The sequence below is a fragment of the Bradyrhizobium sp. GW821-FHT12B03 genome (assembly GCF_058807535.1).
The window spans coordinates 22,094-47,709 of sequence record NZ_JBXAQU010000017.1; the positions used below are offsets into that span (position 1 = coordinate 22,094).

At 64.7% G+C, this 25,616-nt stretch carries 25 protein-coding genes; 8 read left to right on the forward strand and 17 right to left on the reverse strand.

Annotated features, from left to right (window positions below; genetic code table 11):
- Nucleotides 1-40: 40 nt before the first annotated feature.
- The 5 genes from AC1RUR_RS27470 to AC1RUR_RS27490 all read right to left on the reverse strand — a co-directional run bounded on the left by AC1RUR_RS27470 (nt 41) and on the right by AC1RUR_RS27490 (nt 7,470).
- Complete coding sequence (locus AC1RUR_RS27470; RefSeq protein WP_492849817.1) at nt 41-664, reverse strand: flavin reductase family protein; 624 nt, start codon at nt 662-664, stop codon at nt 41-43.
- 70 nt (nt 665-734) lie between these two features.
- Entirely contained in the window at nt 735-1,334 is a 600-nt protein-coding gene (locus tag AC1RUR_RS27475) for a TetR/AcrR family transcriptional regulator (protein ID WP_492849819.1), read from the reverse strand.
- Between the two features lie 33 nt (nt 1,335-1,367).
- Nucleotides 1,368-4,505 (reverse strand): efflux RND transporter permease subunit, encoded by a 3,138-nt coding sequence (locus tag AC1RUR_RS27480; protein ID WP_492849821.1) that lies wholly within the window; start codon nt 4,503-4,505, stop codon nt 1,368-1,370.
- 226 nt (nt 4,506-4,731) lie between these two features.
- Entirely contained in the window at nt 4,732-5,838 is a 1,107-nt protein-coding gene (locus AC1RUR_RS27485; protein WP_492849823.1) for an efflux RND transporter periplasmic adaptor subunit, read from the reverse strand.
- Between the two features lie 300 nt (nt 5,839-6,138).
- Entirely contained in the window at nt 6,139-7,470 is a 1,332-nt protein-coding gene (locus AC1RUR_RS27490; RefSeq protein ID WP_492849825.1) for an MFS transporter, read from the reverse strand.
- Between the two features lie 80 nt (nt 7,471-7,550).
- On the opposite strand from AC1RUR_RS27490, the gene AC1RUR_RS27495 reads away from it, so the two are divergent.
- On the forward strand, nt 7,551-8,027 hold the full coding sequence (locus AC1RUR_RS27495) for a ribosomal maturation YjgA family protein (protein ID WP_492849827.1): 477 nt from the start codon (nt 7,551-7,553) through the stop codon (nt 8,025-8,027).
- Here AC1RUR_RS27495 and AC1RUR_RS27500 read toward each other — a convergent pair.
- Nucleotides 7,993-8,997: a LacI family DNA-binding transcriptional regulator gene (locus tag AC1RUR_RS27500; RefSeq protein WP_492849829.1), complete on the reverse strand. Its 1,005-nt coding sequence runs from the start codon at nt 8,995-8,997 to the stop codon at nt 7,993-7,995. The genes AC1RUR_RS27495 and AC1RUR_RS27500 overlap by 35 nt on opposite strands.
- Before the next feature lie 218 nt (nt 8,998-9,215).
- Here AC1RUR_RS27500 and AC1RUR_RS27505 point away from each other — a divergent pair, with 218 nt between their 5' ends.
- A complete protein-coding gene (locus AC1RUR_RS27505; RefSeq protein ID WP_492849831.1) occupies nt 9,216-10,142 on the forward strand; it encodes an NAD(P)-dependent oxidoreductase in 927 nt (308 codons plus the stop codon).
- Between the two features lie 15 nt (nt 10,143-10,157).
- Here the strand turns inward: AC1RUR_RS27505 and AC1RUR_RS27510 are convergent, their stop codons facing one another.
- From AC1RUR_RS27510 to AC1RUR_RS27525, 4 genes are all read right to left on the reverse strand, one after another.
- Nucleotides 10,158-11,324 (reverse strand): winged helix-turn-helix domain-containing protein, encoded by a 1,167-nt coding sequence (locus tag AC1RUR_RS27510; protein WP_492849833.1) that lies wholly within the window; start codon nt 11,322-11,324, stop codon nt 10,158-10,160.
- Between the two features lie 116 nt (nt 11,325-11,440).
- Nucleotides 11,441-11,695, reverse strand: a complete 255-nt coding sequence (locus tag AC1RUR_RS27515; protein ID WP_492849835.1) for a hypothetical protein — start codon at nt 11,693-11,695, stop codon at nt 11,441-11,443.
- 121 nt (nt 11,696-11,816) lie between these two features.
- Complete coding sequence (locus AC1RUR_RS27520) at nt 11,817-12,062, reverse strand: hypothetical protein (protein ID WP_492849837.1); 246 nt, start codon at nt 12,060-12,062, stop codon at nt 11,817-11,819.
- A gap of 252 nt (nt 12,063-12,314) precedes the next feature.
- Nucleotides 12,315-13,496 (reverse strand): caspase family protein, encoded by a 1,182-nt coding sequence (locus tag AC1RUR_RS27525; protein WP_492849839.1) that lies wholly within the window; start codon nt 13,494-13,496, stop codon nt 12,315-12,317.
- Nucleotides 13,497-13,823: 327 nt separating this feature from the next.
- Between AC1RUR_RS27525 and AC1RUR_RS27530 the strand changes: the two genes are divergently transcribed.
- On the forward strand, nt 13,824-14,465 hold the full coding sequence (locus AC1RUR_RS27530; protein WP_492849841.1) for an OmpA family protein: 642 nt from the start codon (nt 13,824-13,826) through the stop codon (nt 14,463-14,465).
- 172 nt (nt 14,466-14,637) lie between these two features.
- On the opposite strand, the gene AC1RUR_RS27535 is transcribed toward AC1RUR_RS27530, so the two are convergent.
- Both AC1RUR_RS27535 and AC1RUR_RS27540 read right to left on the reverse strand, forming a co-directional pair.
- Nucleotides 14,638-16,587: a hybrid sensor histidine kinase/response regulator gene (locus tag AC1RUR_RS27535; RefSeq protein ID WP_492849843.1), complete on the reverse strand. Its 1,950-nt coding sequence runs from the start codon at nt 16,585-16,587 to the stop codon at nt 14,638-14,640.
- 96 nt (nt 16,588-16,683) lie between these two features.
- Nucleotides 16,684-18,114 carry a phospholipid carrier-dependent glycosyltransferase gene (locus AC1RUR_RS27540; protein ID WP_492849845.1) on the reverse strand — a complete coding sequence of 477 codons (1,431 nt, stop codon included), beginning with the start codon at nt 18,112-18,114 and terminating at the stop codon, nt 16,684-16,686.
- 51 nt (nt 18,115-18,165) lie between these two features.
- Here AC1RUR_RS27540 and AC1RUR_RS27545 point away from each other — a divergent pair, with 51 nt between their 5' ends.
- The gene (locus AC1RUR_RS27545; protein WP_492849847.1) at nt 18,166-18,867 is read left to right on the forward strand and encodes a FecR family protein; all 702 of its coding nucleotides are present in this window, start codon (nt 18,166-18,168) and stop codon (nt 18,865-18,867) included.
- Between the two features lie 2 nt (nt 18,868-18,869).
- Nucleotides 18,870-19,994 (forward strand): hypothetical protein, encoded by a 1,125-nt coding sequence (locus AC1RUR_RS27550; protein WP_492849849.1) that lies wholly within the window; start codon nt 18,870-18,872, stop codon nt 19,992-19,994.
- Nucleotides 19,995-20,151: 157 nt separating this feature from the next.
- On the opposite strand, the gene AC1RUR_RS27555 is transcribed toward AC1RUR_RS27550, so the two are convergent.
- From AC1RUR_RS27555 to AC1RUR_RS27565, 3 genes are all read right to left on the reverse strand, one after another.
- Nucleotides 20,152-20,640, reverse strand: a complete 489-nt coding sequence (locus AC1RUR_RS27555) for a VOC family protein (protein WP_492849851.1) — start codon at nt 20,638-20,640, stop codon at nt 20,152-20,154.
- Nucleotides 20,641-20,683: 43 nt separating this feature from the next.
- Nucleotides 20,684-21,112 (reverse strand): VOC family protein, encoded by a 429-nt coding sequence (locus AC1RUR_RS27560; RefSeq protein WP_492849852.1) that lies wholly within the window; start codon nt 21,110-21,112, stop codon nt 20,684-20,686.
- A 130-nt stretch (nt 21,113-21,242) separates the two neighbouring features.
- A complete protein-coding gene (locus AC1RUR_RS27565) occupies nt 21,243-21,755 on the reverse strand; it encodes a cupin domain-containing protein (protein WP_492849854.1) in 513 nt (170 codons plus the stop codon).
- Nucleotides 21,756-21,883: 128 nt separating this feature from the next.
- On the opposite strand from AC1RUR_RS27565, the gene AC1RUR_RS27570 reads away from it, so the two are divergent.
- Nucleotides 21,884-22,102 (forward strand): CsbD family protein, encoded by a 219-nt coding sequence (locus AC1RUR_RS27570; protein WP_492849856.1) that lies wholly within the window; start codon nt 21,884-21,886, stop codon nt 22,100-22,102.
- A gap of 165 nt (nt 22,103-22,267) precedes the next feature.
- On the opposite strand, the gene AC1RUR_RS27575 is transcribed toward AC1RUR_RS27570, so the two are convergent.
- Both AC1RUR_RS27575 and ggt read right to left on the reverse strand, forming a co-directional pair.
- Entirely contained in the window at nt 22,268-22,732 is a 465-nt protein-coding gene (locus tag AC1RUR_RS27575) for an FKBP-type peptidyl-prolyl cis-trans isomerase (RefSeq protein ID WP_492849858.1), read from the reverse strand.
- Between the two features lie 85 nt (nt 22,733-22,817).
- Nucleotides 22,818-24,404, reverse strand: a complete 1,587-nt coding sequence (gene ggt, locus AC1RUR_RS27580) for a gamma-glutamyltransferase (RefSeq protein WP_492849860.1) — start codon at nt 24,402-24,404, stop codon at nt 22,818-22,820.
- Nucleotides 24,405-24,612: 208 nt separating this feature from the next.
- On the opposite strand from ggt, the gene trhO reads away from it, so the two are divergent.
- Both trhO and AC1RUR_RS27590 read left to right on the forward strand, forming a co-directional pair.
- Nucleotides 24,613-25,395: an oxygen-dependent tRNA uridine(34) hydroxylase TrhO gene (gene trhO, locus AC1RUR_RS27585; RefSeq protein WP_492849862.1), complete on the forward strand. Its 783-nt coding sequence runs from the start codon at nt 24,613-24,615 to the stop codon at nt 25,393-25,395.
- Nucleotides 25,385-25,603 (forward strand): SlyX family protein, encoded by a 219-nt coding sequence (locus AC1RUR_RS27590; protein WP_492849864.1) that lies wholly within the window; start codon nt 25,385-25,387, stop codon nt 25,601-25,603. Before trhO ends, AC1RUR_RS27590 begins: the two co-directional genes overlap by 11 nt.
- Nucleotides 25,604-25,616 lie beyond the last annotated feature (13 nt).

Sequence of the window (25,616 nt, forward strand, 5' to 3'; positions counted from 1 at the left end):
GGCAGTTCCGGGAGGGGAATGACGGCGTAGAGAGGCAGGCCTAATCCGGCCGGACCATCTCGAACATGTTTTCCGGCTTGATCTCGAAATAGTCGCCGCGGCGGCCGGCACGGACGATGGGGCGGGCGGCGGCGGTCTGGTAGACGCCGTCCTTGATCATGGCCTTGTCGATGTGGACGGCGACGACCTCGCCGAGCGTCAGCCAGGCCTCGGTCTCCTTGCCGTCGGCACCCTTGAGGCGGACGATGTCGGAGACCTTGCACTCGAACGCGACGGGGCTCTCGCCGACGCGCGGCACGTTGACGAGCTTGCCGGGCACGGCGGTGAGGCCGGCGAGCTTAAACTCATCGACCTCGGGGCCGACATGCGCGGCGGTCGCGTTCATGTGTTTGGCGAGATCCATCGTGGCCAGATTCCAGACGAATTCGCCGGTCTGCTGGATGTTCTCGACCGTGTCCTTCCAGTTGGTGGAGGAGAAGCCGATGATCGGCGGCACGTAACAGAACGCATTGAAGAAGCTGTAGGGCGCGAGATTGACGTGGCCCTTGGTGTCGCGGGAGGAGATCCAGCCGATCGGCCGCGGCGCGATGATGGCGTTGAAGGGATCGTGCTTGAGGCCGTGGCCCTTGGAGGGCTCGTAGAAATAGAGGTCTTTGTCGGTCACGCGCTGCTTCTCCGCTATCCACCATTCCGGGCAATGCGAAGCAGCTTATAGGGCGAAACCCGCCGGCCCGTCAGTGGCGCGGCGACAGACCCGCGATGACGAAATCGATCATCTGGTCGATGGTCGGGCCCGGCTTGGTGGCGCACTGGGCGATCATCTGGGGGTGGAAGAAGCGCATCATCGCGGTGCACGAGCAGAGCGCAGCCAGCTGCAGATCGGGCGCCTCGAACTCACCGGTGGCGACGCCTTGCGCGATCATCTGGCCGACCATTCCGGCGATACATTCCATGTGGGTGACACAGACGCCCCAGTCCTCCTGCATGGCGATCTCGACCATCTCATGCAGCTTGTTGTCACCGACATAGCGCTCGGTGTTCATGCGATGGACGGTGGTGAGGAGCTCGCGGAAACGCGGGAGCACCGGACCTGGCCTTGCCACGATCCGCTGCGCCTCGAGCTCGACCTCGCCCATCAGCGAACGGGCCACCGCCTGGTGAATCGCCTTCTTCGATTCGAAGAAGCGATAGACGTTGGCGGGGCTCATCCTGAGCTCCTTGGCGATGTCTCCGACCGTGGTCTTCTGGTAGCCGATCTGGCGGAACAGCCGCTCGGCCACCTCGAGGATACGATCCCGGGTGTCGCCTTCGATATGTTCCGAAATAAGGGCCATCAGTCAGGACTCGTTCGTCGGTAGTCTTCTCATTTATTCAGCTGCTTCAGCAAGCGGAATTGCGTGCTGGTCATCGCTCCCATGCTGCGGCGCGGCAGGCTGCTCGGGGGTGCCGGCCTCGTCCAGGCTCTTCCTGAACCACAGGGCGTAGAGGCCCGGCAGGTACAGGAGCGTCAGGAAGGTCGCCACGAACAGGCCGCCCATGATCGTGATCGCCATCGGGCCCCAGAAGGCCGAGCGCGACAGCGGGATCATGGCCAGGATCGCGGCGAGCGCCGTCAGCACCACCGGACGGGCGCGGCGGACGGTTGCCTCCACGATCGCCTCCCGGCGCGTCAACCCATGCGAAACGTCGGTCTCGATCTGGTCGACCAGGATGACCGTGTTGCGCATGATCATGCCGGCGAGCGCGATCAGGCCGAGCAGCGCCACGAAGCCGAACGGGGCATTGGCGACGTTGAGCCCGAAGGAGGCGCCGACGATGCCGAGCGGCGCGGTCAGGAACACCAGGATCAGGCGCGAGAAGCTCTGCAGCTGGAACATCAGCAGCGTCAGCATCACCATCACCATCAGCGGGAAGAGGATGAAGATCGAGGCGTTGCCCTTGGCGGATTCCTCGAACGCCCCGCCCGGCTCGATGCGGTAGGCCGGCTCGAGATGATCCTTGATCGCCTTCAGCTTCGGCGTGATCTGGTTGGTGACGTCAGGCGCCTGCACGCCGTCGACGACGTCGGAGCGCACGGTGATCGCCATGTCGCGGTTGCGCCGCCACATGATCGGTTCCTCGTGGGAATATTCGATCTTGGCGATCTGCTGGAGCGGCACGGCGACGCCATTGCGCGACGTGATGGTGAGATCGCCGACACCGCCGAGGTCGAGACGCTCTGACGGGATCGCACGGGCGACCACGGCGACCTTCTCGATGCCGTCACGGATGGTCGTGACCTGCGCGCCCGAGATCAGCATCGACAGCGCCTGCGAGACGTCCTGCGGGGTCAGGCCCATGGCGCGGGCGCGGTCCTGGTCGACGACGAGCTTGAGATACGGCGACTGCTCGTTCCAGTCGAGCTGGACGTCCTTGACGCTCTTGTTCTCGCGCATGACGTCGCGGACCTGGTAGGCGATCTCGCGCACCTTGTTGGCATCGGGGCCGATCACGCGGAACTGCACGGGGAAGCCGACCGGCGGGCCGAAGTTGAAGCGGTCGACGCGCACGCGCGCCTCGGTCAGCATGCCGTCGGCGACCGCGTTCTCGATCTTGGCCTTGACGCGCTCGCGCCCCTCGACGCCCTTGGCGACGATGACGATCTCGGCGAAGGCCTCGTTCGGAAGCTGCGGATTGAGGCCGAGCCAGAAGCGCGGCGAGCCCTGGCCGACATAGGCGGTATAGGTCTCGATGTCCTTGTCGTCCTTCAGCAGCGTCTCGGCCGTCTTGACGGCCTTCTCGGTGACGTTGAAGGCGGTGCCTTCCGGCAGACGGAGCTGGAGGAACAGCTCGGGCCGCTCCGACAGCGGGAAGAACTGCTGCTGGACATGGCCGAAGCCGACCACCGAGGCGATGAAGACGCCGACGGTCGCGACCACCACGGTGATGCGGTGGTTGACGCACCACTGCACGACGGCGCGCAGGCCGCGATACATGCGGGTCTCGTAGACCGCATGCGGATCGTGGTTGTGGTGCACCTTGATGTTGGGCAGCAGCATGACGCCGATATAGGGCGTGAAGATCACCGCGACGAACCAGGAGGCAACCAGCGCGATCGCCACGATCCAGAAGATGCTGCCGGCATATTCGCCGACCGCGGAATTGGCAAAGCCGATGGGGAGGAAGCCAGCGGCCGTGACCAGCGTTCCCGTGAGCATCGGAAACGCAGTTGATTCCCAGGCAAAGGACGCAGCCCGCATGCGGTCCCAGCCCTGCTCCATCTTCACCACCATCATCTCGACCGCAATGATGGCATCATCCACCAGAAGGCCGAGCGCGATGATCAGCGCGCCGAGCGTGATGCGGTGCAGGTCGAGCGACATCGTGTTCATGACGACGAAGACGATGCCGAGCACCAAGGGCACCGACAGCGCCACCACGATGCCGGTGCGCCAGCCGAGCGCCAGGAACGAGACGAACAGCACGATGACGAGCGCCTCCATGAAGGAGTGCACGAACTCGCCGACGGCGTGCTCGACCACCTTGGGCTGGTCGGCAATGAGCTTGACGTCGATGCCCTGCGGCACCGCCTTCATGAACTCGGCCGTCGCCTTCTCGACCTCCTTGCCGAGATCGAGGATGTTGGCGCCCTTGGCGGTGACGACACCGATGCCGATCGCGGCCTTGCCTTCCTGGCGCACGACGAAGCTTGGCGGATCGACATAGCCGTGGGTGACGGTGGCGATATCCCCCAGGCGGAACACGCGGCCATTGCTCTCCACAGGAGTCTCGGCCACGGCCTTGGCGCCGTCGAGCGCGCCGGTGACGCGCAGCGGCACGCGCTGTGACGAGGTCTCGACCGTGCCGGCCGGCGTCACGTTGTTCTGCTTGGCGAGCGAGTCGAACAGCGCCTGCGGCGTGATGCCGAGGGTGGCGAGCTTGGCGTGGCTGAATTCGACGAAGATGCGCTCGTCCTGATTGCCGTAGACGTCGACCTTGGTCACGCCGGGCACCTTCAGCAGGCGCTGGCGGAATCCTTCCGAGACCTTCTTGAGCTGGGCATAGTCGGCGCCGTCACCGGTCATCATGTAGAGGATGGAATCGACGTCGGAGAACTCGTCGTTGACGACGGGTCCCAGAATCCCCGAGGGCAGCTGGCCCTGCACGTCGGCGAGCTTCTTGCGCAGCAGATAAAACAGATACGGCACGTCCTTCGGCGGCGTGGAATCGCGGAAGGTGACCTGGAGCGCGGTGAAGGCGGGCTTGGAATAGGTCTGCACCTTCTCGAAATAGGGCAGCTCCTGGATCTTCTTCTCGATGGGATCGGCGACCTGGGTCTGCATCTCCTGCGCGGTTGCGCCGGGCCAGATCACGGAGACGTTGACCACCTTCACCGTGAAGAACGGATCCTCGGCGCGGCCGAGCTTCTGATAGGAGAAGAAGCCGGCGACGCCGAGCACGAGCATCAGGAACAGGACCAGCGTCGGATGGCTGACGGCCCAGGCCGAAAGGTTGAAGCGCTTCATCGCTCTCTCCGAAAAGACGATCCAGTTGCAAAAACGACAGCCACTCGGTTCAACCCGTCGTCGCGAGGCAGCGAAGCAATCCAGGGGGCTGGGCAGGTTCTGGATCGCTTCGCCGCTTCAGCCTTTGCTTAGGGACAAAGGCCGAAACTCACCTCACACGACGTAACTCGTATTGTTGGGCATGACCCTTACGGAAAACCGCTGCACACTTTTCCGGGGTCATGCCTTAGAAAGACAGCGACGACACGATCCGCACCCGCTGGCTCGGATCGAGCTTCTGCACGCCGAGGGCGACGATCTTGGCACCCTCTTCGACACCGCCGGTGATGATGACGTCGTTGCTCTCGTAGGACTTCACCACGACCGGCTTCAGCGCCACTCCGCCATTGTCGTCGACGACGTAGAACGAGGGCTTGCCGCCTTCGTTGAACAGCGCCGACAGCGGCAGCCGCGCGACGCGCTGGGTGGCGGCGTCCGACAGCGTCAGTGTCGCGGTCATGCCGAGCGAAACCTTGTCGTCGGCCTCGGGCAGCGAGAACTTTGCAAGATAGGTACGCGTGGCGGTATCCGCGGTGGGCGCGATCTCGCGCAGCGTGGCCGTATATTTCTTGCCCGGCTCCGACCAAAGAGTGACGCTGGCGGCGCCCGACTTGGCACGTCCGACCAGCGTCTCAGGGATCGCGACGACCGCTTCCTTCTCGGCAAAGCGGGCGACGCGGATCGAAGCCTGGCCTGCGGCAACCACCTGGCCGGGCTCGATCAGCGTTGCGGTGACGACGCCACGGGCGTCGGCGTTGAGCGTCGCGTAGGAAAGGGAATTCTTGGTCAGCTCGACCGAGCGCTCGGCCCGGTTCAATCGTGCGCGGGCCTCGTCGGCGGCGGCGCGGCTCGAATCCATCTGCGCGTCGGTGGTCCAGCCCTTGGCCTTCAGATCCTTGGCGCGCTGCTCGGCGGCGGCGGCCTGCGCCAGCACGCCGGTCGCGGCGGTCTGCTCGGCGACGGACTGCTCGGCCTGCAGCTTCAGGTCGACCTCGTCGAGGGTGGCGAGCGGCTGGCCGATCTCGACGGTCTGGCCGACCTCGACCAGGCGCTTGGCGACCTTGCCGGCGACGCGGAAGCCGAGATCGCTCTCGATCCGCGGCCTGATCGTGCCCACGAAGCTGCGTTCCGGAGTCTCGGCGTCGTAATGGGCGGTGGCGACCAGAACCGGCCGCGGCGGCTCCGCTTTCTCGGCGACGGTATCATTGCACCCGGCCAGGGCGGCAGCCATCAGGGCCAGCGACACACCTGCCAACAGCTTGGAATAGCTCGCTAAAACTGACCGGACGAACATCGAAGGACACTCCTGCCGCTGCAATGAGAGGAATGTCGACTAATCACTGATGAAAGTCAATAATCGTCAGTCATCAGGAATCTGTGATCGTTAAGGGGTGGTAACCCCTCCCGTCGCCCTGGCGAAAGCCAGGGCCCATTACCCGTGAAGCCGGTTGCTGGAAGAAGCCGTCTCCCCGCGCGCCCCAAGAGGAGCCGCGGAGTATGGGCCCTGGCTTTCGCCAGGGCGACATTGAAGGAGACAGCTCGTAGCCCGGATTTCGCTTTGCTCCATTCGGGCTACGCAGTGGTGAGTCCTGCTCTACCGCCCCTGTTCGGCGAACTCGTGCTTGCTGTCATGGCCGCCGACAAAGACGAGAATGCCGGCGAGCAGCGGCAGCACGGCGAGCACCAGCAGGCCGGTCGAGGTCTGGCCGGTGGCCTCCTTGACCCAGCCGATCAGATACGGGCCGCCGAAGCCGGCGAGATTGCCGATCGAGTTGATCAGGGCGATGGCGCCAGCCGCGGCCGTGCCGGAGAGCCAGGCGGTCGGCAGCGTCCAGAACACGCCGAAGCAGCAGAACACGCCGATCGCGGCCACCGTCAGCACCACCATCGTCATGGCGGGATCGGTGAGATAGGAGGAGACGGCAAGCGCGACGGCAGTGAGCAACAGCGGCGCACCGACATGCATCACGCGCTCGCGCGTGGCATCGGAATGCCGTGCCCACAGGATCATCGCGATGGTGCCGAACAGATACGGGATCGCGGTGACGAAGCCGGTCTGCGCATTGGTAAGACCGAACGCTTTCACGATCTGCGGCAGCCAGAACTGCATGCCATAGAGCGCGCCGACGAAGCCGAAATAGATCAGGCTGAGCGCGATCACCTTGGGGGAGGACAGCGCTTCGCCGAGCGACAGATGCTTTACCGCCTGCTTGGCCGCGATTTCCGAATCAAGCTTGGCCTTCAGCCAGGCCTTCTGCTCGGCCGAGAGCCAGTCGGCCTTCTCCGGCCTGTCGGTGAGGTAGAACCAGGTGACGATGCCGAGCAGCACCGAGGGGATGCCCTCGATGACGAAGAGCCACTGCCAGCCCTTCAGGCCCATCGCGCCGTCGAGCCCGAGCAACAGGCCCGAGACCGGCGCACCGATCACGGTCGAGACCGGCACGGCGATGGCGAAGGCCGCGAGGAAGCGGGCGCGATATTCGGCCGGATACCAGTAGGTGAGATAGAGAATGATGCCGGGGAAGAAGCCGGCTTCGGCGACGCCGAGCAGGAAGCGCAGGACGTAGAAGCTCGTCACGCCGCTGACCATCGCCATCAGCGCCGAGATGATGCCCCAGGTCACCATGATGCGGGCGATCCAGCGGCTGGCGCCGAACTTTTCCAGCGCCAGATTGCTCGGCACCTCGAAGATGAAATAGCCGATGAAGAAGATGCCGGCGCCCCAGGAGAAGATCAGCGGCGTGAACTTCAGCTCGGCATTCATGGTCAGCGCGGCGAAGCCGAGATTGACGCGGTCGAGATAGGAGAAGAAGTAGGCCAGCACCAGGAACGGGATCAGGCGCCAGGAGATGGCGCGGATCGTCGAGGTCTCGATTTCGCTCTTGGCTGTGCCGGCGGAACCGGCATAGGTCGTGGTCTGGCTCATGACTTCCCCCCAGGGTTGTTGCTTTTATGGGCTGAGGAGCGGTTTTGAGCATCACGGGCAAAGAGTCAATGGAGCGAGCAATGCGCGGGGCGCAGCCGGACAAACCTGTTGCGCCGCTGCGAGCATCCCTGATCCGCGCCGCCCTCGCTTTCGCGGTGATCGGCTGCGGGCTGAGCTTGCGCTGGTACGGCTTCCCGCTCGGACTACCCGCCTTCGTCGTGAAGTATGGCGGCTCGCTGCTGTGGGCGACGATGGTGTTTCTGCTGGTCGGGGTTTTGCTGCCGCGACTGACGCGGATGCAGATCGCGGCCATCGCGGTGGTGATCGCGGTCATCGTGGAATTGTCCCGGCTGGTGCACACGCCATGGCTCGATGCGTTCCGCCTCACCACGGCCGGCACGCTGCTGCTCGGGCGCATCTTCTCCCTGTGGAATATGGTCGCCTACCTCATCGGCATCGTCGTCGGCATCTGGCTCGACATCTGTGTCGCGAGACACCGGATCCAGCCCCAGCCAAACACGTTCAGTTCGCAGCCGGCCGGACCGACCCGCGAATGATCAGCTCGGTCGGCACGGTGAGACCGCGGCCGTGCTCGATCTCATCGCCGCGCATCCGCTCCAGCAGCATGGTCGCGGCATGGCGGCCCATCGCCGCCAGATCCCACGCGATCGCCGTGATGGGGGGCGTGTGCAATTCGGCCAGATCCGAATCGCTGCCAGCGACCACCGACATCTCGTCCCCGACCGCGATGCCCATCGTCCGCAGCGCGCGCAGGCAGCCGCCGAGCATGTCCATCGCTGCGACGAAGAGCGCCGTCGGCGGCTCCGCAAGACCGATCAGCGACGCCGTCGCCCGATAGGTGTCTTCGCTCGAGAGCACATTGTCACGCAACAGTCTCGGATCAGGTGCGATCCCTGCCGCCGCATGGGCTGCACGAAATCCCTCCAGACGGCTTCGCGACGGAAAGGCCTTGGTATCGCCGACGAGCATCGCGATCCGCCGGTGCCCGAGGCCCAGCAGATGGCTGGTCGCAAGGCGCGCGCCCTCGCGATGATCGGCCGTGACGCGATCGAGCGCCGCGATGCGATCGCGGTCGATGAGCAGGACCGGCATCGGCGCTGCCGACAGCGCCTCGTGCACGCCCTGATGCTGCTCGTCGCTCAGCGTCATCATCACGCCGTCCACCCTGCGCCTGCGGAAGGCGCCCAACAGGGAGATCTCGATTTCGGGACGGTTGGTCGTGCTCGCCAGCAGCAAGGTGTATCCGGCCTCGCGCAGCACCGCCTCGGCCTCCTTGATGAACAGCGCGAAGCGCGGGATGTCGAAATCACGAATGGCGCAGGCGACGAGCCGCGACCGTCCCGCACGCATGCTCTGGGCCGTGACGTCGACCTGATAGCCGAGATGCGCCATGGCCCTTTCGACGCGCTCGCGCAGCTCCCTGGTCACCTTGGGATGATCGTTGAGCACGCGGGAGACCGTGCCGACCGCGACGCCGGCCTCGCGGGCGACGTCCTTGACCTTCACGGTTTGCGGTCGAGGGATCTGTAACGGCATCTCCGATTTATGAACCGGTTCATTAGCTTCGGCAAGTCGCATAGCGAAAAATTGCCTAATAAATGAACATTCCGCGTAACATTGCTTCAGACGATCCAAGCCGATGATGAACCGGTTCATTGACTCCTCTACGGAACCCGGCACAATGCGCGGCGGCGGTGAAAAGCCGCTGCGAGGAGACCTCAGCCATGCCGCAGCCCAAGATCGCCTTCGTTGGATTTGGCGAGGCCGCGCGATGCTTCGCAAAGCATCTGGTGGCCCAGACCGGGGTACAGGTCGTTGCATTCTGTCAGGGCAAGACCAACGCGCCGCCCTACTCTCAGGCCTTTCGCGCAGTGGCGGCCGATTGTGGCGCCACGCTCGTCGATCGGCTCGAGGACCTCGCGGATGCGGACGTGATCTTTTCCGCCGTGGTCGTTGCCGTCGCGGCCGAGACGGGTGAGGCCATTTCCAGGATCGTGCGTCCCGGCTGCCTCGTGGTTGACATCAACGCTGCGACCCCGCGAACGAAACAGCGTGTCGCCGCTGCCGTCGAGGCGCGCGGCGGTTTGTTTGCGGATGCGAACCTGATGGGCTCCGTCGACCTCTATGGCGCCGCGGTCACGCTCTACACGTCCGGCAGCGGTGCCGAGCGTTTCGCGGACATCTTCAAACCACTCGGCTTCCGCATCGAGGTGGCGGGCCCCGAAGCCGGAACGGCAGCAGCCGTGAAGATGCTGCGGAGCGTGGTGACGAAAGGCATGGAGGCGCTGCTGGTGGAGGCGCTGACTGCCGCGACACTGGCCGGCGTGCGCGATGAAACCATGCGCGGGCTCTGCACATCGATGGATGCCACCACGTTCAGCAAGTTCCTCGACATGTGCGTCCGCTCCGACGTGCTGCATGCCGAGCGCCGCGCCGTGGAAATGGACGGCGTGGCCGCGGGCCTGCGGGAATTGGGCTTCGACCCCGTGATGACCACCGCCACGACCGAGCGCTTGAGAGTCTCCGCGCGCCTGGGGCTGCGGGACGAGTTCGCGCGACGTTCGGGCTATTCCGCCGACGAGGTGCTGGACCGATATGCGCACGTGCTGTCCGGTCCTGGCGGCGAGCCACGCGACTTGCACCAACTCTGAGGGGGATGACGCCGCTCACTCCGCGAGCTGAAACCGCTCGAAGCGATCGAGCTCCTCTTCGATCTTCTGCTTGAGCTCCTTGCGCCCCGCGGCCTTCTTCCCCTGCCCAACCCAATTCCATTTCTGTATCAGCAGCTTCTTCGCCTGCCGGTCGGTCTTCAGGTCGAGCGCGGCGACGATCTCGTCGCCGACCAGCACCGGCAGCGCAAAATAGCCGAGCTTGCGCTTGGCCTTCGGCACATAGGCCTCGAACAGATGATTGTAGCCGAAGATGAGGTTGGTGCGCTTGCGCTGGATGATCAGGGGATCGAACGGCGAGAGGATGTGGACGAGATCGGGCGATGGCCCCTCGCCGCCGGCCTCCAGCACTGCGGGCTGCGCCCAATGCTCCTGCTTGCCGGCGCCGTCGATCGCGACGGGGACGAGCTCGCCGCGGCGGACGCGGGCGGCGATCAGGCGCGCGACCGCCTTCTTGCTCGGCGCGTCGAGATGGCAGACCGAATCGAGACTCACCACGCCCTGCGACCGCAGCGCGCGGTCGAGCAGATAGGCCGTGATGTCCGATGCCGAGGCCGGTTTCGGCAGCGTGTCCCAGCCGAAATGGCGCGTCATCAGCTCATAGGTCTTGAGCATGCCCTGGCGCTCGCTGATGGTGACGGCGCCGGTGTAGAAGGCAAGCTGCAACGCGCGCTTGGAGGGTTTGCGGCTCTGCCACAAATGCTCCTTCTCGGTGAGCACGTCGTCCTCGATGTCGCGGATCGTCAGCGGCCCGGCGCGCACCAGCCGCATCACCTTGCGCGTGTCGGCGGGCTTCACCGAGGCGAACCATTTATGCCCTTCGCGCCGGTGCTCGCGCATCGCCGGCAGGAAGAAGCGGAAATCGCTCGACGGGACGTAGGACAACGCATGGGTCCAGTATTCGAACACGCTTCTGTCGACGCTCTGCGCCTGGCGCAGATCGGCGCGGCGGTAGGACGGGATGCGGCTGAACAGGATGTGATGGTGGCAGCGCTCGATCACGTTGATGGTGTCGATCTGCACGTAGCCGAGATGAGCGGTCGCAGCCGCAACGGCCTGCGCGCCCTCGCCGAACGGAGCGCGCTCATCCAGCCGCTGGGCGTGCAGCCAGATCTGCCGGGCCTGTGTCGTGGTGAGTGGGAGCGGTTCGGGCGCGCGTGACATTGCAGGACGCAATGTAGCGGGATTCGCGCCAAGAGAAAGAACGCGGCAAAGCAGCGATCAAAGAAAAGGCCGCGCTGCCATCTGCTGACAGCGCGGCCGTTCGACCGGGCCGATGCCTATTTCGCCGTCATCGCCTTCTGGGACTTCATATAGTGCATGCAGGCGCTCTTCATCTTGCCATTGCTCATGTCCGTGTTGGCCATGGCCATTTCCTTGTTCGACGCCATCTTGGCCGGCGTGTCGGGTGTGCCGCCCATCATGGCGGCGGACTTCATCATGTTGTCCTTGGTGCACGCCATCATCGCGGCCGATGCGGGGGACAGGGAAAGAGTGAACGCGACAAAGGCGGCGGTCGTGAGCAAGATCTTCATCGAAAAGTCTCCTCCGTAAAACGAAACCGGCATCATGCCGGCCTTCGCAATTACGTATTCTCTCGCGCAGACGTTTCGCGGAGAAGACAATTTTCTTGCTGCGGTGCGAAGACGAAGCGGCTCAACGGCCGTCCTTCGGGGCTCTGGGCCGGTCGCTGAGGCTGCCGGTGGCGATATCCGGCTCACACAAGGCTTTGCCGCGCCCCTCCGCCTGGCAGCGATAGACGCTGCCGGTGAGACGGTCGACCAGCCACATGTTCTCGTCGGTCGGCCCGTCGAGGCCGACATAGCGGGAGGTCAGCCCCGTGATCAGCGTCGAGAGCAGGATCGCCACCGCAATCATCGCTGCGCCGATATAGATGGGCATGGAGCTCAGGGACACAGTCCGATCCGGCGGGCCACTGCGATAGAACTGGTAGTCACTCGGCCTCGGCACTGGACGGAACTCGGCTCCCCTCATTTGCGGTTGGTGACGAGGAGTTCTGCTAGGCGCGCATCTTGCCGAAAACTTGTTCGCAGGCAGGCCATGCGGCGACGGCTTTGCGACGATCGGTGTGCAAGGGTTTCCGAGGCAACAGCGGCCCGGACTGGACTGCTTCGCGCGTCGTAGTTCGCCGGATCAGCGCCCGAACAGGCCGCCCACCACGTGGCCGAAGAGAACCCCGGCACCACCCAGGCCGCCGTCCATGCCTCCACCCTCGCCGCGAGAGCGACGGCTGCCTCCGCCGGAGGCGCGGCGACGCACCGGCTCGTCGTCGGAGTCGCCGGACGCGGCGGCGCGGGAAGGCTTCGTGACGGTCGACCGATCGACGCTGGCGGTGGTGTTGCGCGGGGCGGTGGCGGCACCGGCCCTGATCGCAGCGATGCGGGCCAGCGCCAGCGACTTGAAGGTGCCGTTCGGATAGCTCGCCAGGTAAGCGTTGAGCTCCTCGACCTTGTTGCTGTCCTTGACCGAGCGCCAGAACTCGAGCTCGACATCGCTGGCCTGAGCCACGACGACCGGCGCTGCACCGGCAGCCGCGGCGGACGTCGCAGCCGGATTGAGGTAGACCGCGCCGGTGAGATTGGTGTGGCCCCAGGGGAGCTGCGTCTTGCCTGTCTCGTAATTGACCTGGGCGCGGACCTTGGTCATGGCCTGCTGGATCTCGACGCCGGGGGACGCGATGTTGGAGACGAGCGCGCGGGTAAAGGGGCTGTTCGCGCCGGCTTCACCATCGAGCGCAGTCTGGCCCGGACCGGTCGCAAACGCGATCAACGTGCCTTCGCCGGACTTCATCTCGGCGAGCCCGCTGGCGACCGTGACTGAGCGCGTCGCCTTGGCGGAACGGATCTTTGCGGCGAAGGGATTGTCGCGGCAGGCGTCGAGGAACACAAGCTTCACCTTGGCATCCGCCATGGTCTGCTCCAGCGTGAGATCGACATTGATCGCGGCGCCGAGCTTGACGTCCATCTCGGATTTGAGATCGGCATCGATAGGCAGCAGATAGTTGGTGCCGTTCACCGCGATACCGTGGCCGGCATAAAAGAACAGCGCCACGTCGGCACCTTCGCTCTTCTTGCCGAATTCGAGCAGCTTGGCCGTCATGGCGTCGCGGGTGAGGTTCGCACCCTCGACCACATCGAAGCCGACATTGCGCAACACCTGCGCCATCGACCTCGCGTCGATCGCGGGATTCGGAAGCTGCGGAACATTCTGGTAGGCGGCGTTGCCGACCACGAAGGCGACGCGCTTGTCTGCGAGCGCCGCGTTGCCGCTGAAGACGAGGGCTGCGAGGGACATTGCCGCGATCAGGAAACGCATAGTCTTTCTTCCTAGATCAAGAACCACCGATACCCGCAGTCTGATCTCGTCCCCGAACACAGAATGTGATTTACATCACGTTGGGATCGCGACCGATCGATCGGTCCCCCCTAAAAAACGCGACAACGGCTGTTCGCGCGCTCGTCCTCCCCCTCCGCCCGGAAGCGAAATGACCGGTTCGCGCGACCCGAAACGGCGAAAAATGCGCTAGGATGGGTTTCTGAGGCGCCTGTGGCCCACCGTGACCAGGATCACATCAGGGCTTTTGAACCTGGCCTATGCTCACAGCATCAAATCGCCATCAGGCGTAACAGCGAGGATACGACAATGACCCGTTTTGATAAGTTCTTTGGACTGAAGATCATTACTCTCACGGCTGCGCTGTCGATGACGGCGGGCCTGGCACTGGCCGGCGACGGCAACGTCTCTTCCGACAAGATCCTGGATGCGTTGAAGCCGAGGCCGGCGACCCGCGGACTCTCCGCCGGTCCGCAGGCCGATCCGGCGGTGCAGGCCAAGGAAACCACGTTCCTGAACACCGTGCGCAACCGCTCGACGCGGTCGCTCTCCACCGGCGAGCGCGAGCAGATCGCCGAGTTGGCCGCGACCAAGCCGAAGATCGATCTGGAGATCCAGTTCGACTACAACTCGGCCGACATCGCCAAGACGTCGGTGCCCTCGGTGCAGGCGCTCGGCAAGGCGCTGTCCGACCCGGCGCTGAAGGGCTCGACCTTCGTGGTCGCCGGCCACACCGACGCCGTCGGCGGCGAAGAGTACAATCAAGGGCTCTCCGAACGTCGTGCCGACACCATCAAGAAGTACCTGGTGCAGAACTACGGCCTCAACGGCACCGATCTCGTCACCGTCGGCTACGGCAAGACCAAGCTGAAGGATACCGCCAACGGTGCCGACCCGATCAACCGCCGCGTCCAGGTCGTGAACATGGACACCAAGACCGCGTCGAAATGATCTCGAGCATGATCCGGACCCGGAGGGCCGCACTAGCGCAAAGTGCGCCGCGGCTTTCCGACCAAGATCATGCGCAAACAATGATCTAAAGCGCGATGACGATTCATCCCAATCTCATCGCGCTTTAGTGCCGCCCCACCGCCTGCCGCCCACGTGGCAGGCGGGTCGCGGCTCAGACTGGCACGGCGGCGGCGAGTGCCTCCCGCACCAAGCGCGCAAGCTCCGCCTTGCGGTAAGGCTTTTCCAGGATCAGCGCGCCCTGCCGGAGGTGGCCGTTCGCCGCCAGCGTTTCGAGGGCGTAACCGGACGTCAGCAGCACGCGCAGCTCGGGTCTTGCCTTGCGCGCGAGCCCCGCAAGCTCCCAGCCATTCACGCCCCCGGGCATCACCACGTCGGTGAACAGCAGGTCGACATGCGGTGCCGTAGCGAGCGTCTGTACGGCCTCCTTGCCATCGACCGCGGAGATCACCTTGTAGCCCAGGCTCTCCAGGCTCATGACGGCATAGGAGCGGACGAACGGATCGTCCTCCACCACCAGCACGGTTTCGGAGCCGCTCTGCACCGCTTCCTTCTCGATCGCGATCGGCACGCCCTGCGTTTTCGCGAGCGCCGCGGGAAGATAGATCCGCACCGTCGTCCCCAAGCCCGGCTCGCTGTAGATCGTGACATGGCCGTTGGATTGCTTGGCGAAGCCGTAGACCATGCTGAGCCCGAGCCCACTGCCCTTGCCGACCTCCTTGGTGGTGAAGAACGGCTCGAACGCCCGTTCCAGCACCCGCATCGGCATGCCGCAACCGTTGTCGGTCACGGCGATCACGACATATTCACCAGGCCCGACATCGGGATGGGCATTGTGATCGCCGACATCCAGCGACGCGTTCGCCGTCGAGATGGTCAGGCGTCCGCCGGACGCCATCGCGTCCTGCGCGTTGAGCGCGAGGTTGAGGATCGCCGATTCGAGCTGCACCGGGTCGGCGAAGGCGTGCCGCAGCGAGGGATCGGAATGGGTCGACAGCTCGATATCCTCGCGAAGGGTCCGCCGCAGCAGCTTGTGCATGGATTCGACGAGCTTGCTGCACTCGGTCTCGACCGGCCGCAGCAGCTGCTTGCGGCTGAACGCGAGCAGGCGCTGCGTCAGCTCCGCGCCGCGTTCGCCGGCGCTGCAAATGTCGTCGGCCAGCCGCTTCAGGTCGCCACGCGACAACAACTGCTCGGCCAGATGTTCGGCGTTGCCGACGATCACGGTGAGGAGGTTGTTGAAATCGTGGGCGATGCCGCCGGACAGCTGCCCGACCGCTTCCATCTTCTGCGCCTGCATGAGCTGCGCCTCGGTGCGCTTGCGATCCGTCAGGTCGTGGATCATGCCGACGAAGATGGAGGAGCCGTCCTGCTTGGCCTCGCCGACCGACAGGTCCATCGGGAAGGTCGTGCCGTCCTTGCGCCGCCCCATCACCTCGCGTCCGATGCCGATGATTTTCTTGTCGCCGGTGGCGATGAAATTGCGAATATACCCGTCGTGCTCGGAACGGTAGGGCTCCGGCATCAGCATCCGGACGTTCTGCCCGAGGACCTCTTCGTCGCGATATTTGAAGAGCCTCTCGCAGGCCGGATTGAACTTCAGGATGGTGCCGTCGGAATCAATCAGGATCACACCATCGACCGCGGTGTCGATGACCGCGCGAAGCCGGGCCGCGCTCTCGCGCAGCTCCCGCTCGACCCGCTCGCGCCCGGTAAGGTCGTGAATGATGCCGACGAAGATCGACTCTTCCCCGGCCCGCCTGGTCTCACCGACCGAGAGATGCATCAGGAAGGTCGAGCCGTCCCTGCGCTGACCCACCACCTCACGGCCGATACCGATGATCTTGCGGTCGCCGGTGGTGTGATAATTGTGCAGATATCCGTCATGGGCGTCACGGTAGGACGACGGCATCAAGACCTTGACGTTCCGCCCGATCACCTCGTCTGCGGGATAGCCGAACAAGCCTTCGCAGGCCGGGTTGAACATCAGGATCGAGCCGCGCGCATCGATCAGGATTACGCCATCGACCGCGGTGTCGACGACGGTACGCAGCCAGTCGGCGTTGGAATGATCCGGTCTGGCGATGCGATCCTCCGTTCCCACCTGCCGCCTCTCCGATTCCGAAGATGGCTGGCAGTCCACACGTGCTGATTGATTCAGGCAAGACAATTCTAGCGGGCCTATGCACGCAAGCGGGCACTAGATCCAGCTCTTGAACAGCATCAGCCGGTTGAAGCTTTGCATCGACGTGCCGATGAAGGCCGCCGAGATCGGCAGCATGACCGCAAAGCCGATCGCGGCGAGGCCGACATAGGCCCACAGCAGCCAGCGCGGCAGACCTTTCCTGCACAGCACATAGACCAGCGCAAGCGACGCCGCGGTCGCGGACGGCAGATAGTAGTAGATGAAACCCAGGGTGCGCGGCAGCAGCGCCCAGGCGAGCCAGGGGCCGAAATAGAACGCCGCGATCAGGAACGCATCCCAGCGGCGCGCGACGACGACGTCGCGCAGCACCAGCGCAAGCGCGGCCAGCGCCGGCCACAGCACCAGCGGGTTGCCGAGGAAGACGATCGCGGAGACCTTGTCCTCCGCCGTCTTGTCGAACAGGAACCACACCGGGCGGGCGAGCAGCGGCCAGGACGGCCAGGAGCTCATGTAAGTGTGACCGGCGATCGCGGTGGTGGTGTTGTCGGCGAAGATCCGACGTTGCGCCTCGATCAGACCCGATGGCGATAATCCGTAGAGCGGAACGAAAGCGGCAAGATATGTCATCGCCGGCAGCACGGCGAAGCAAAGCGCGACATGCGGCGCCCTGAAGCCGGGCCAGAGCTCGGGCCGGTACCAATCGTCCGGCTTCGCGTCGGCGAACAGCGTGCGCCAGCCCTGCATCAGGCGGATCACCGCAACGATGGCGATGCAGATGCCGAGCGGAAACAGGCCGCTCCATTTGCAGGCTGCGGCACAGCCGAACAGGCTGCCCGCCACCGCAAACAGCGCATGCGGCCTCTCCCTGCGAAAGCCATGCATGAAGGCGGCGGTCGCGAGCAGTCCGAAGCCGAGCGCAAAGATGTCGAGCATCGCAATGCGCGCCTGCACGTAGAGCATCTGGTTGAAAGCCGCGATCAGCGTGGCGGCGAGCGCGGGCCCTTGCGCGGCGAACAGCGCAAGGCCGCACAGATAGATCGCGACGATCGCGAGCGCGCCGAACAGTGTCGCCGGATAGCGCCAGCCGAGCGCGTTGTCGCCGAATGTCGCAATCGATGCCGCGATCAGCTCCTTGGCCAGCGGAGGATGCATCGGATTGAGCATCGGCTGCGACATCACGGGCGCCAGCATCTGTCGCGCAGCCGGCACGTAGTGCACCTCATCGAAAACGAACTTCTCCGGCGTCGTCAGTCCGATCAGCAGCGCCAGATGCGCCATCAGGAAAATTACGACAGCAATCACTGCGCTCCGCGACATGTCCGGAACTGCGGGCAATTCGAGCGGCCGTTGTGGGGATGTTTTGCGTGGCAAATCTGCTTCACCGCGGAGAAAAATATGGATGGCGCTTTTCATTGAACGCATTCCGCCGCAACTGTCACTAAGCATAACGCACGACCCGCGCCGCTTGTGATAATTTCGCCACATCGCAAGCGAGCACGGTCCGGTACGATCAGGGACACATCGATCGGTTGCGAAATGAATTTGCGTTTCTGGCTTTTCCCCATTCTGTTGTCGGTCGTCGCGTGCGCAGCGCCTTGCGCACGGGCGCAGACGCGCGTCGGCGAAGCCGTCGTGATCCAGAACGAAGTGGTGCGCGTGGCCGCGAGCACGACGCCGATCAGCGTCGGCGACAGCATGCTGCGCGACGAGACCGTGCGCACCGGCGCCGACAGCGCGGCGCGCTTCGTCATGGCCGACAGCACCAACCTGTCGCTCGGGCCCAGCGCCACGCTGAAGCTCGACCGCACCGTCTTCAACGACGAACACAGCTATCGCGACGTCGCGATCCGCATGACGACCGGCGCATTCCGTTTCGTCACCGGACATTCCGAGAAGGCCGCCTACAAGATCACGACGCCGCTCGCGACCATCGGCGTGCGCGGCACCACGCTCGACATTCTTTCGCAGCGCGGCCGCTCCGTCGTCGTGCTTCAGGACGGCGCGGCCAGCGTCTGCACGCTGAGCTTCCAGTGCGTGCAGCTCACCCAGCCTGGCGACACCGCAATCATCACCTCGACCGGCGGCAAGGTTGGCATCAGCAAGACCAACACGCCGCCCTGGACCTTTGCCGCGACCTGCGCCGCGAGTGCCGGGCTGTGCGCGGTCAACCAATACGCGGACGCCTCGCCGACCGTCACGCCCGTCGTCAATGACGACGGCATGCTGTGCGGGCGCTGATAATGGCGAAACTCGGCTTCGGTCGCTTCGTTCTCGCCGGCGTTCTGACCGTCGTGGCTGCGTTTGCGCTCGTGGCGCTCGATACCCGTCCGGCCGCGGCCCAAGCCGCCTGCGAGTCCGAGTGCGGCGAGCCGACGCCCACCCCGACACCGACAGATTCCCCGTCGCCGGCCCCCTCCCCCAGCCCTTATCCGTCGCCCAGTCCGTCTCCATCGCCGAGCCCAAGCCCGACCGGCGCGGATTCCAGCGGCAATTCGATCGGCGGCCTCGCCAATCAGCGCTTCAACCAGATGATCACCAACCGGGTGCTCGGTACGGTGCTGCTCGGCGTCAACGAGCAGGTCAATTGCAGCGACTGCATCAGCGCGTTCGGCTCGGCCGGCTCGTTCTCGGCCGGCATCCACGGCCGCAAGGCGCTGACCAGCAATCTGTCGCTGCTCGCCGGCATCGCCTACACGCAATACAGCGAGGGCGGCTACAACATCACCAGCGCGCCGATCGGCGCCTTCGCGCTGCGCTATGACTTCACCGATTGGGGCTCATCGCGCCCGTTCTTCGACGTCGGCACGATCCTGACGCCGTGGGAGAAGGCCCGCTACACGCGCAGCTACAGCACCAGCTTCGGCCCGGTGAGCGTCACCAGTTCGACCAACGCCTCCAACTATGCCGTCTATGGTCGCGCCGGCTGGATGAGCCGCGTGTCACCGCGCGACGAGGTCGCGGCCTCAATCGAGGTCTGGCAACTCTGGCAGCGCGTCTCAGGCTATTCGGACAGCGCCGCGGCGTTCAATCCGTTCGACGCCACCATTGCGACCGGCACCGACCGCACCAGCCTGGTCAAGATCGGCGGCCAGTGGACGCATCTCTACGGCAGCAACATCGAGGCCAACATCAATGGCGGCTGGGTGCAGTCGTTCGCCAGCCATAGCGGCATCGTCGCCACCGTGACCGGCGACGGCACGGTGGTGCCGACCATGGGCAACCAGGGCTGGTTCGAATATGGCGGCCGCCTCGGCTTCCGCGTGCAGAAGGGCTGGATCGTGGACCTGTTCGCCAACGGCACGCTCGGCCCGCAGCCGGTCGGGAACACCATCCACGGCGGCGTGGGGCTGAGGATCAATTACTAGCGGCGAGATCTCGCCTCACAATCCGCTGTCATGCCCCGGCTTGACCGGGGCATCCAGTACGCCGCAGCTTCTCGGCTCCATTACAACCGCCTCGGAGTACTGGATCGCCCGCCTTCGCGGGCGATGACACCGATCATGTAGCCAAAGCGTGCAGCCCTCACGCCGCCGACTTGCCCTCGAACGCGCGGCGCAGCGCCTCGACGTCGAGCTTCACCATCTTCATCATCGCCTGCATCGCGCGCGCGGCGGCGGCCTTGTCGGGGCTCGACAGGAATTCGAACATCACCTTCGGCACGATCTGCCAGGCCACGCCCCAACGATCCCTCAGCCAGCCGCACTGCTCTTCCTTGCCGCCATGGGCGAGGAACGCATTCCAGACGCTGTCGACCTGGGCCTGGTCGTCGCAATGGATCATCAGCGAGAGCGCGTGGGTGTACTCCATCTTCATGCCGCCGTTGAGCGCGACCAGGGGCTGCCCGGCCACCGTGAACTCGACGACGAGCACGGAGCCATCCTTGCCGGAGGGATTGTCCGAAACGTTGCGCTGGACGTGGGTGACCTTCGAATTCGGCACCAGCGAGACGTAGAACTTCGCGGCTTCCTCGGCATCGCCGTTGAACCACATGCAGGGCAAGAGCTTGGTCATCGTGAAGGCTCCTCTTCAGCTTTTCGATCCTGTCGGGTTTCGATCAGGCGCACGCCATCTCGGACTGCGCGGCGAAGGCCGCCATGTCCATCCAGTTCACGCCCCACATATGACCGTCCGGATCCTCGAAGCTGCGGCCGTACATGAAGCTGTATTCGTCCTTCGGGCTGGGATCGGCCACCCCGCCCGCGGCTTCGGCCTTGCCGACGATGTCGTCGACGTCGTCGCGGCTGTCGGCCGACAGGCAGAGCAGCACCTGGTTTGAGGTCTTGGCATCCGCGATCGGCTTGGGCGTGAACTGGCGGAACTTGTCGTGGGTCAGAAGCATGACGAAAATGGTCTCCGAGAAGACCATGCAGCTCGCCGTATCGTCGCAGAACTGCGGGTTCCTGACCGCGCCGACCGCCTCATAAAAGGCCGTGGCGCGCTTGAGGTCGGTCACCGGCAGGTTGACGAAGATCATCTTGGGCATCGGAAGCTCCTTGGGCGGGGTTCTGCCCAAGGACGGATGGGCCGACAGCCATCCGACATCGCTTCCGGATATTTTTTCAGGCCCGCCTGCCGTGGTTCTGTCGCACAGAACCGGCAGGCTCAGGCCGGCCTTACTTCTTCTCGTTGGGGTCCCGGTGCACGGGGTCGATCCACAGCACGGTCTCGGGCTTTTCGACCGGCTCGATATCGAGATTGATCGCGACCGCCTCGCCGTCGCTGCGCACCAGCACGCATTCCAGCACCTCGTCGGCGCTGGCGTTGATCTCCTGGTGCGGCACGTAAGGCGGCACGAAGATGAAATCGCCGGGGCCGGCCTCGGCGGTGAATTGCAGGCTCTCACCCCAGCGCATCCGCGCCCTGCCCTTCACCACATAGATGACGCTTTCGAGATGGCCGTGGTGATGTGCGCCGGTCTTGGCGTCGGGCTTGATGCTGACCGTGCCCGCCCACAATTTCTGGGCGCCGACGCGTGCGAAATTGATGGCGGCCGCGCGGTCCATGCCGGCCGTCGACGGCACGTTCGTATCGAGCTGGTTGCCGGGAATGACGCGCACGCCGTCATGTTTCCAGCGATCGTCGTGATCATGGTCATGGTGGGAATGCGAGTGATCATGGCCGGTCATTGGACTTGCTTTCTGTTGGTTCCGTGCGCGGCAAACTAACCCAAAGGCGCATCGGCAAGCTATGCCAAAAAAGGAACTCTCGCAGTCGTCCAGTGTTGTCCCTGCGATAGAACTGGAAGGAGAGGTTCATGGGTAGCACGAGCGACAAGATCAAGGGCAGCGCCAACGAGGCGATCGGCAAGGCCAAGCAGGGCATCGGCGAAGCCACCGGTTCCGACCGCATGAAGGGCGAAGGCGTGGTCCAGGAAGTGAAGGGCAAGGGCCAGCAGGCCATGGGCGATGCCAAGGACGCCGCAAAGGAAGCGATCGATCGCGCCGCGGCTGCCGCACGCCGCGCGGCTGAGTAACGCGCAGCATTGAAACGAAAAGACCGGCCGAAAGGCCGGTCTTTTTTGTTTGCATTCGTCTCTATCCGTCATGGCCGGGCTTGTCCCGGCCATCCACGCCTTGGCCACGTCAAGAAAGAACGTGGATGCCCGGGACAAGCCCGGGCATGACGAGGCAGACAGCGGTCACTTCACCGCGAGCAATTCCACGTCGAACATCAGCGTCGCGTTCGGCGGGATCACGCCGCCGGCACCGCGCGCGCCGTAGCCGAGCTGCGGCGGAATGATCAGCGTGCGCTTGCCACCGACCTTCATCGAGGCGACGCCCTCGTCCCAGCCGGCGATCACGCGGCCCTTGCCGATCGGAAACTCGAACGGCTCCTTGCGATCGACCGACGAGTCGAATTTCTTGCCCTTCTGGCCGTTCTCATAAAGCCAGCCGGTATAATGCATCACGCAGATCTGACCGGGCTGTGGCGAGGCACCGGTGCCGGCGACGCTGTCGATGATCTGCAAGCCTGAAGCTGTGGTCATGGTCTTTCCTGCGGTCTGGGCCGAGGCCGTGGTGAAAACGAGATCGGACACGCCGGCGATCACGGTAATCGCGAGTGCCGACATGATGGCGAGGAGCACGCGCTGGAAACGCTGCATAAGACACCTTCCGTTTGAGGCGGGAGGTGTCTAGCGCAATGCGGTGGTCGTTTCTAGCCGTAACGTTTGCAGCTCTGGGCTTCGATCAATAGCCCAGCGCGCAGCCGTCCTTGCGCGGATCGGAACCGCCGGTCAGCGTGCCCTTGTCCCAGTCGATCCAGATCGCCTGGGCGCCGCCGAGCGGGCCGACCACGCTGGTGGTCTTGTGGCCGAGCTTCTTCAGGCCTTCGACGATGTCGGCCGGCACGCTGTCCTCGAGCTGGTACTGGCCCTCGTAGTGCAGGCCGCGCGGCATGTCGATCGCCTCCTGCACGTCGCAGCCATAGTCGAGGATGTTGGTCAACAGATGGGTCTGGCCGGTCGGCTGGTACTGGCCGCCCATGACGGCGAACGACATCGTGGAACGGCCGCCCTTGGTGAGCAGGCCGGGCATGATCGTGTGCAGCGGGCGCTTGCCGCCCTCGATGCAGTTCGGATGGCCGGGCTGGATGCGGAAGCCACCGGCGCGGTTCTGGAACAGCACGCCGGTCTTGTTCGAGACGATCGCCGAGCCGAAGGAATGCGCGACCGAATTGATGAACGAGCAGACGTTGCGGTCCTTGTCCACGACCGTGATGTAGATGGTCGAGGGATTCATCGGCGGCGCGACGTTCGGCAGGTCGAGCATGCCGTCCAGACGGATCTTGCTGATGTACTCGTCGGCAAAGCTCTTTTCGAGCATCTCGGCGACGTTGATCTTCATGTGCTCGGAAGAGGCGACATGCATCTCGCGGTTCATGTAGGCGATGCGCGCGGCTTCGGCTTCGAGATGGAAGCGCTCGACGCTCAGCGGCGCATACTTGGTCAGGTCGAAGCGCGACAGGATGTTGAGCATCAACAGCGCGGTGACGCCCGGGCCGTTCGGCGGGCACTGCCAGACGTCATAGCCCTTGTACATCGTGCCGATCGGCGTCGTCGTTTCGGTGGTGTGCGCGGCGAAATCGTCGAGCGTGTGCAGGCCGCCGATGCCGCGCAGGGTCTCGACCATGTCCTCTGCGATCGGTCCCTTGTAGAAGGCGTCACGGCCGTCCTTGGCGATCGCGCGCAGCGTCTTGCCGAGTTCGGCCTGGCAGACGACGTCGCCGGCCACCGGCGGCTTGCCACCCGGCAACAGGTAGCGCACGGTGTTGGTGCCGCCCTTCAGTTTTTCGAACTGGTTCTTCCAGTCGAAGGCAATGCGGGGGGCGACGACATAGCCTTCCTCGGCCGCCTTGATCGCCGGCTGGAGCAGGCGGTCGAAGCCGAACTTGCCGTGATCGCGCAGCACGGTCGCGAAGGCGTCGATCACGCCGGGGATCGAGACCGCGTGCGCCGAGGTCAGCGGCACGGACGTGATCTTGCGCTCGAGATACCAGTCGGCGCTCGCCGCCTTCGGCGCCCGGCCGGAGCCGTTATAGGCGATGATCTTGCCCTCGCCGCGCGGCTGGATCAGCGCGAAGCAGTCGCCGCCGATGCCGGTCGATTGCGGCTCGATCACGCCGAGCACGGCCGAGCCCGCTACCGCCGCGTCCACCGCCGTGCCGCCCTCGCGCAGCACCTCGATCGCAGCCAGCGAGGCCTGCGGATGCGAGGTCGCCACCATCGCGTTGGTGGCGTGGACCGTGGACCTGCCGGGGAAATGGAAGTTTCTCATCGAATTGTTGCTCTCGTTAGGCTCACTGGACCGTTGGCGCGGACGGCGCGCCGTCTCGGAAAAACCGGGCCTACATGACACATTCCGGCCCGCCGGGGCAATGCTGGCATGCCAGGGAAATGGCTGCCATCCGCTGGGCGTATAGACCTTTTGCAAGCGCCGGCCGTGCGGGTTTTCTGAGCGGCGGCCGCCTGCTAAACGAGCCGCCATGACTTTCAAGAATCCGGTCACCAAGGTCGCCGCCTTCTACCAATTCGCCGCCCTGCCCGATTACCGCGAGCTGCGCGAGCCGCTGCGCGCGTTCTGCGCTGGCCTTGAGCTGAAGGGCAGCGTGCTGCTGGCCAGTGAAGGTATCAACGGCACGATCGCAGGCGCGCCGGAGGCCATCGACGCCTTCGCCCATGAGCTCGCGCGCGGGACCATGTTCGGCGGCCGGCTGGACCATCTCGAACTGAAATTCTCGGCCGCCGAGGCGATGCCGTTCGGCCGGCTCAAGGTGCGGCTGAAGAAGGAGATCGTCACGCTCGGGGACGCGGCCGCCGACCCGACCCGGCAGGTCGGCACCTATGTCGATGCGAGCGAATGGAACGCGCTGATCGCGGCGCCCGGCACGCTGGTGCTGGATACCCGCAACGCCTTCGAGGTGGCGATGGGCACGTTCGAGGGCGCGGTCGATCCTGACATCAGGAGCTTTGGCCAGTTCAAGGACTTTGCGGCACGCGAGCTCGATCCGGCCAAGCACCGCAGGATCGCAATGTTCTGCACCGGCGGCATCCGCTGCGAGAAAGCGAGTGCACACCTGCTCGCGCGCGGCTTTTCCGAGGTCTATCACCTCAGGGGCGGCATCTTGAAATATCTGGAAGTGGTGCCGGAGGCGCAGAGCCGCTGGCGCGGCGAATGCTTCGTGTTCGACGAGCGCGTCGCGCTCGGCCACGGACTGCGCGAACAAGGCCTGCGGCAACCGGACAAGGACGCGACTCGTGACGAATGAGATCAAGACGCTGAGCGAGCGCATCGACGCGCTGGAGATGCGCCTCGCCTATCAGGACGACACGATCGAGACGCTGAACCAGACCATCACCGCGCAATGGAAGCAGATCGACGCGCTGACGCGGCAGCTCGCGCAGCTCAACGAGCGGCTGCAGGAGGCCGAGACGAATGCGCCGGGCCCCGCCAACGAACCCCCGCCGCATTATTGAGCGGTATTGCTGC

Bases quoted from the DNA above. Each gene is read 5' to 3' on its own strand.
- AC1RUR_RS27515 (WP_492849835.1), bottom strand. From the start codon at position 11,695: ATGAAGATCTTGCTCACGACCGCCGCCTTTGTCGCGTTCACTCTTTCC.
- AC1RUR_RS27540 (WP_492849845.1), bottom strand. From the start codon at position 18,114: ATGTGGCGAAATTATCACAAGCGGCGCGGGTCGTGCGTTATGCTTAGT.
- AC1RUR_RS27495 (WP_492849827.1), top strand. From the start codon at position 7,551: ATGCGCGGGGCGCAGCCGGACAAACCTGTTGCGCCGCTGCGAGCATCC.
- AC1RUR_RS27530 (WP_492849841.1), top strand. From the start codon at position 13,824: ATGACCCGTTTTGATAAGTTCTTTGGACTGAAGATCATTACTCTCACG.
- AC1RUR_RS27505 (WP_492849831.1), top strand. From the start codon at position 9,216: ATGCCGCAGCCCAAGATCGCCTTCGTTGGATTTGGCGAGGCCGCGCGA.
- AC1RUR_RS27510 (WP_492849833.1), bottom strand. From the start codon at position 11,324: ATGTCACGCGCGCCCGAACCGCTCCCACTCACCACGACACAGGCCCGG.
- AC1RUR_RS27490 (WP_492849825.1), bottom strand. From the start codon at position 7,470: ATGAGCCAGACCACGACCTATGCCGGTTCCGCCGGCACAGCCAAGAGC.
- AC1RUR_RS27525 (WP_492849839.1), bottom strand. From the start codon at position 13,496: ATGCGTTTCCTGATCGCGGCAATGTCCCTCGCAGCCCTCGTCTTCAGC.
- AC1RUR_RS27550 (WP_492849849.1), top strand. From the start codon at position 18,870: ATGGCGAAACTCGGCTTCGGTCGCTTCGTTCTCGCCGGCGTTCTGACC.
- AC1RUR_RS27560 (WP_492849852.1), bottom strand. From the start codon at position 21,112: ATGCCCAAGATGATCTTCGTCAACCTGCCGGTGACCGACCTCAAGCGC.
- AC1RUR_RS27555 (WP_492849851.1), bottom strand. From the start codon at position 20,640: ATGACCAAGCTCTTGCCCTGCATGTGGTTCAACGGCGATGCCGAGGAA.
- AC1RUR_RS27475 (WP_492849819.1), bottom strand. From the start codon at position 1,334: ATGGCCCTTATTTCGGAACATATCGAAGGCGACACCCGGGATCGTATC.
- AC1RUR_RS27565 (WP_492849854.1), bottom strand. From the start codon at position 21,755: ATGACCGGCCATGATCACTCGCATTCCCACCATGACCATGATCACGAC.
- trhO (WP_492849862.1), top strand. From the start codon at position 24,613: ATGACTTTCAAGAATCCGGTCACCAAGGTCGCCGCCTTCTACCAATTC.
- AC1RUR_RS27545 (WP_492849847.1), top strand. From the start codon at position 18,166: ATGAATTTGCGTTTCTGGCTTTTCCCCATTCTGTTGTCGGTCGTCGCG.
- ggt (WP_492849860.1), bottom strand. From the start codon at position 24,404: ATGAGAAACTTCCATTTCCCCGGCAGGTCCACGGTCCACGCCACCAAC.
- AC1RUR_RS27520 (WP_492849837.1), bottom strand. From the start codon at position 12,062: ATGCCCATCTATATCGGCGCAGCGATGATTGCGGTGGCGATCCTGCTC.
- AC1RUR_RS27480 (WP_492849821.1), bottom strand. From the start codon at position 4,505: ATGAAGCGCTTCAACCTTTCGGCCTGGGCCGTCAGCCATCCGACGCTG.
- AC1RUR_RS27570 (WP_492849856.1), top strand. From the start codon at position 21,884: ATGGGTAGCACGAGCGACAAGATCAAGGGCAGCGCCAACGAGGCGATC.
- AC1RUR_RS27485 (WP_492849823.1), bottom strand. From the start codon at position 5,838: ATGTTCGTCCGGTCAGTTTTAGCGAGCTATTCCAAGCTGTTGGCAGGT.
- AC1RUR_RS27575 (WP_492849858.1), bottom strand. From the start codon at position 22,732: ATGCAGCGTTTCCAGCGCGTGCTCCTCGCCATCATGTCGGCACTCGCG.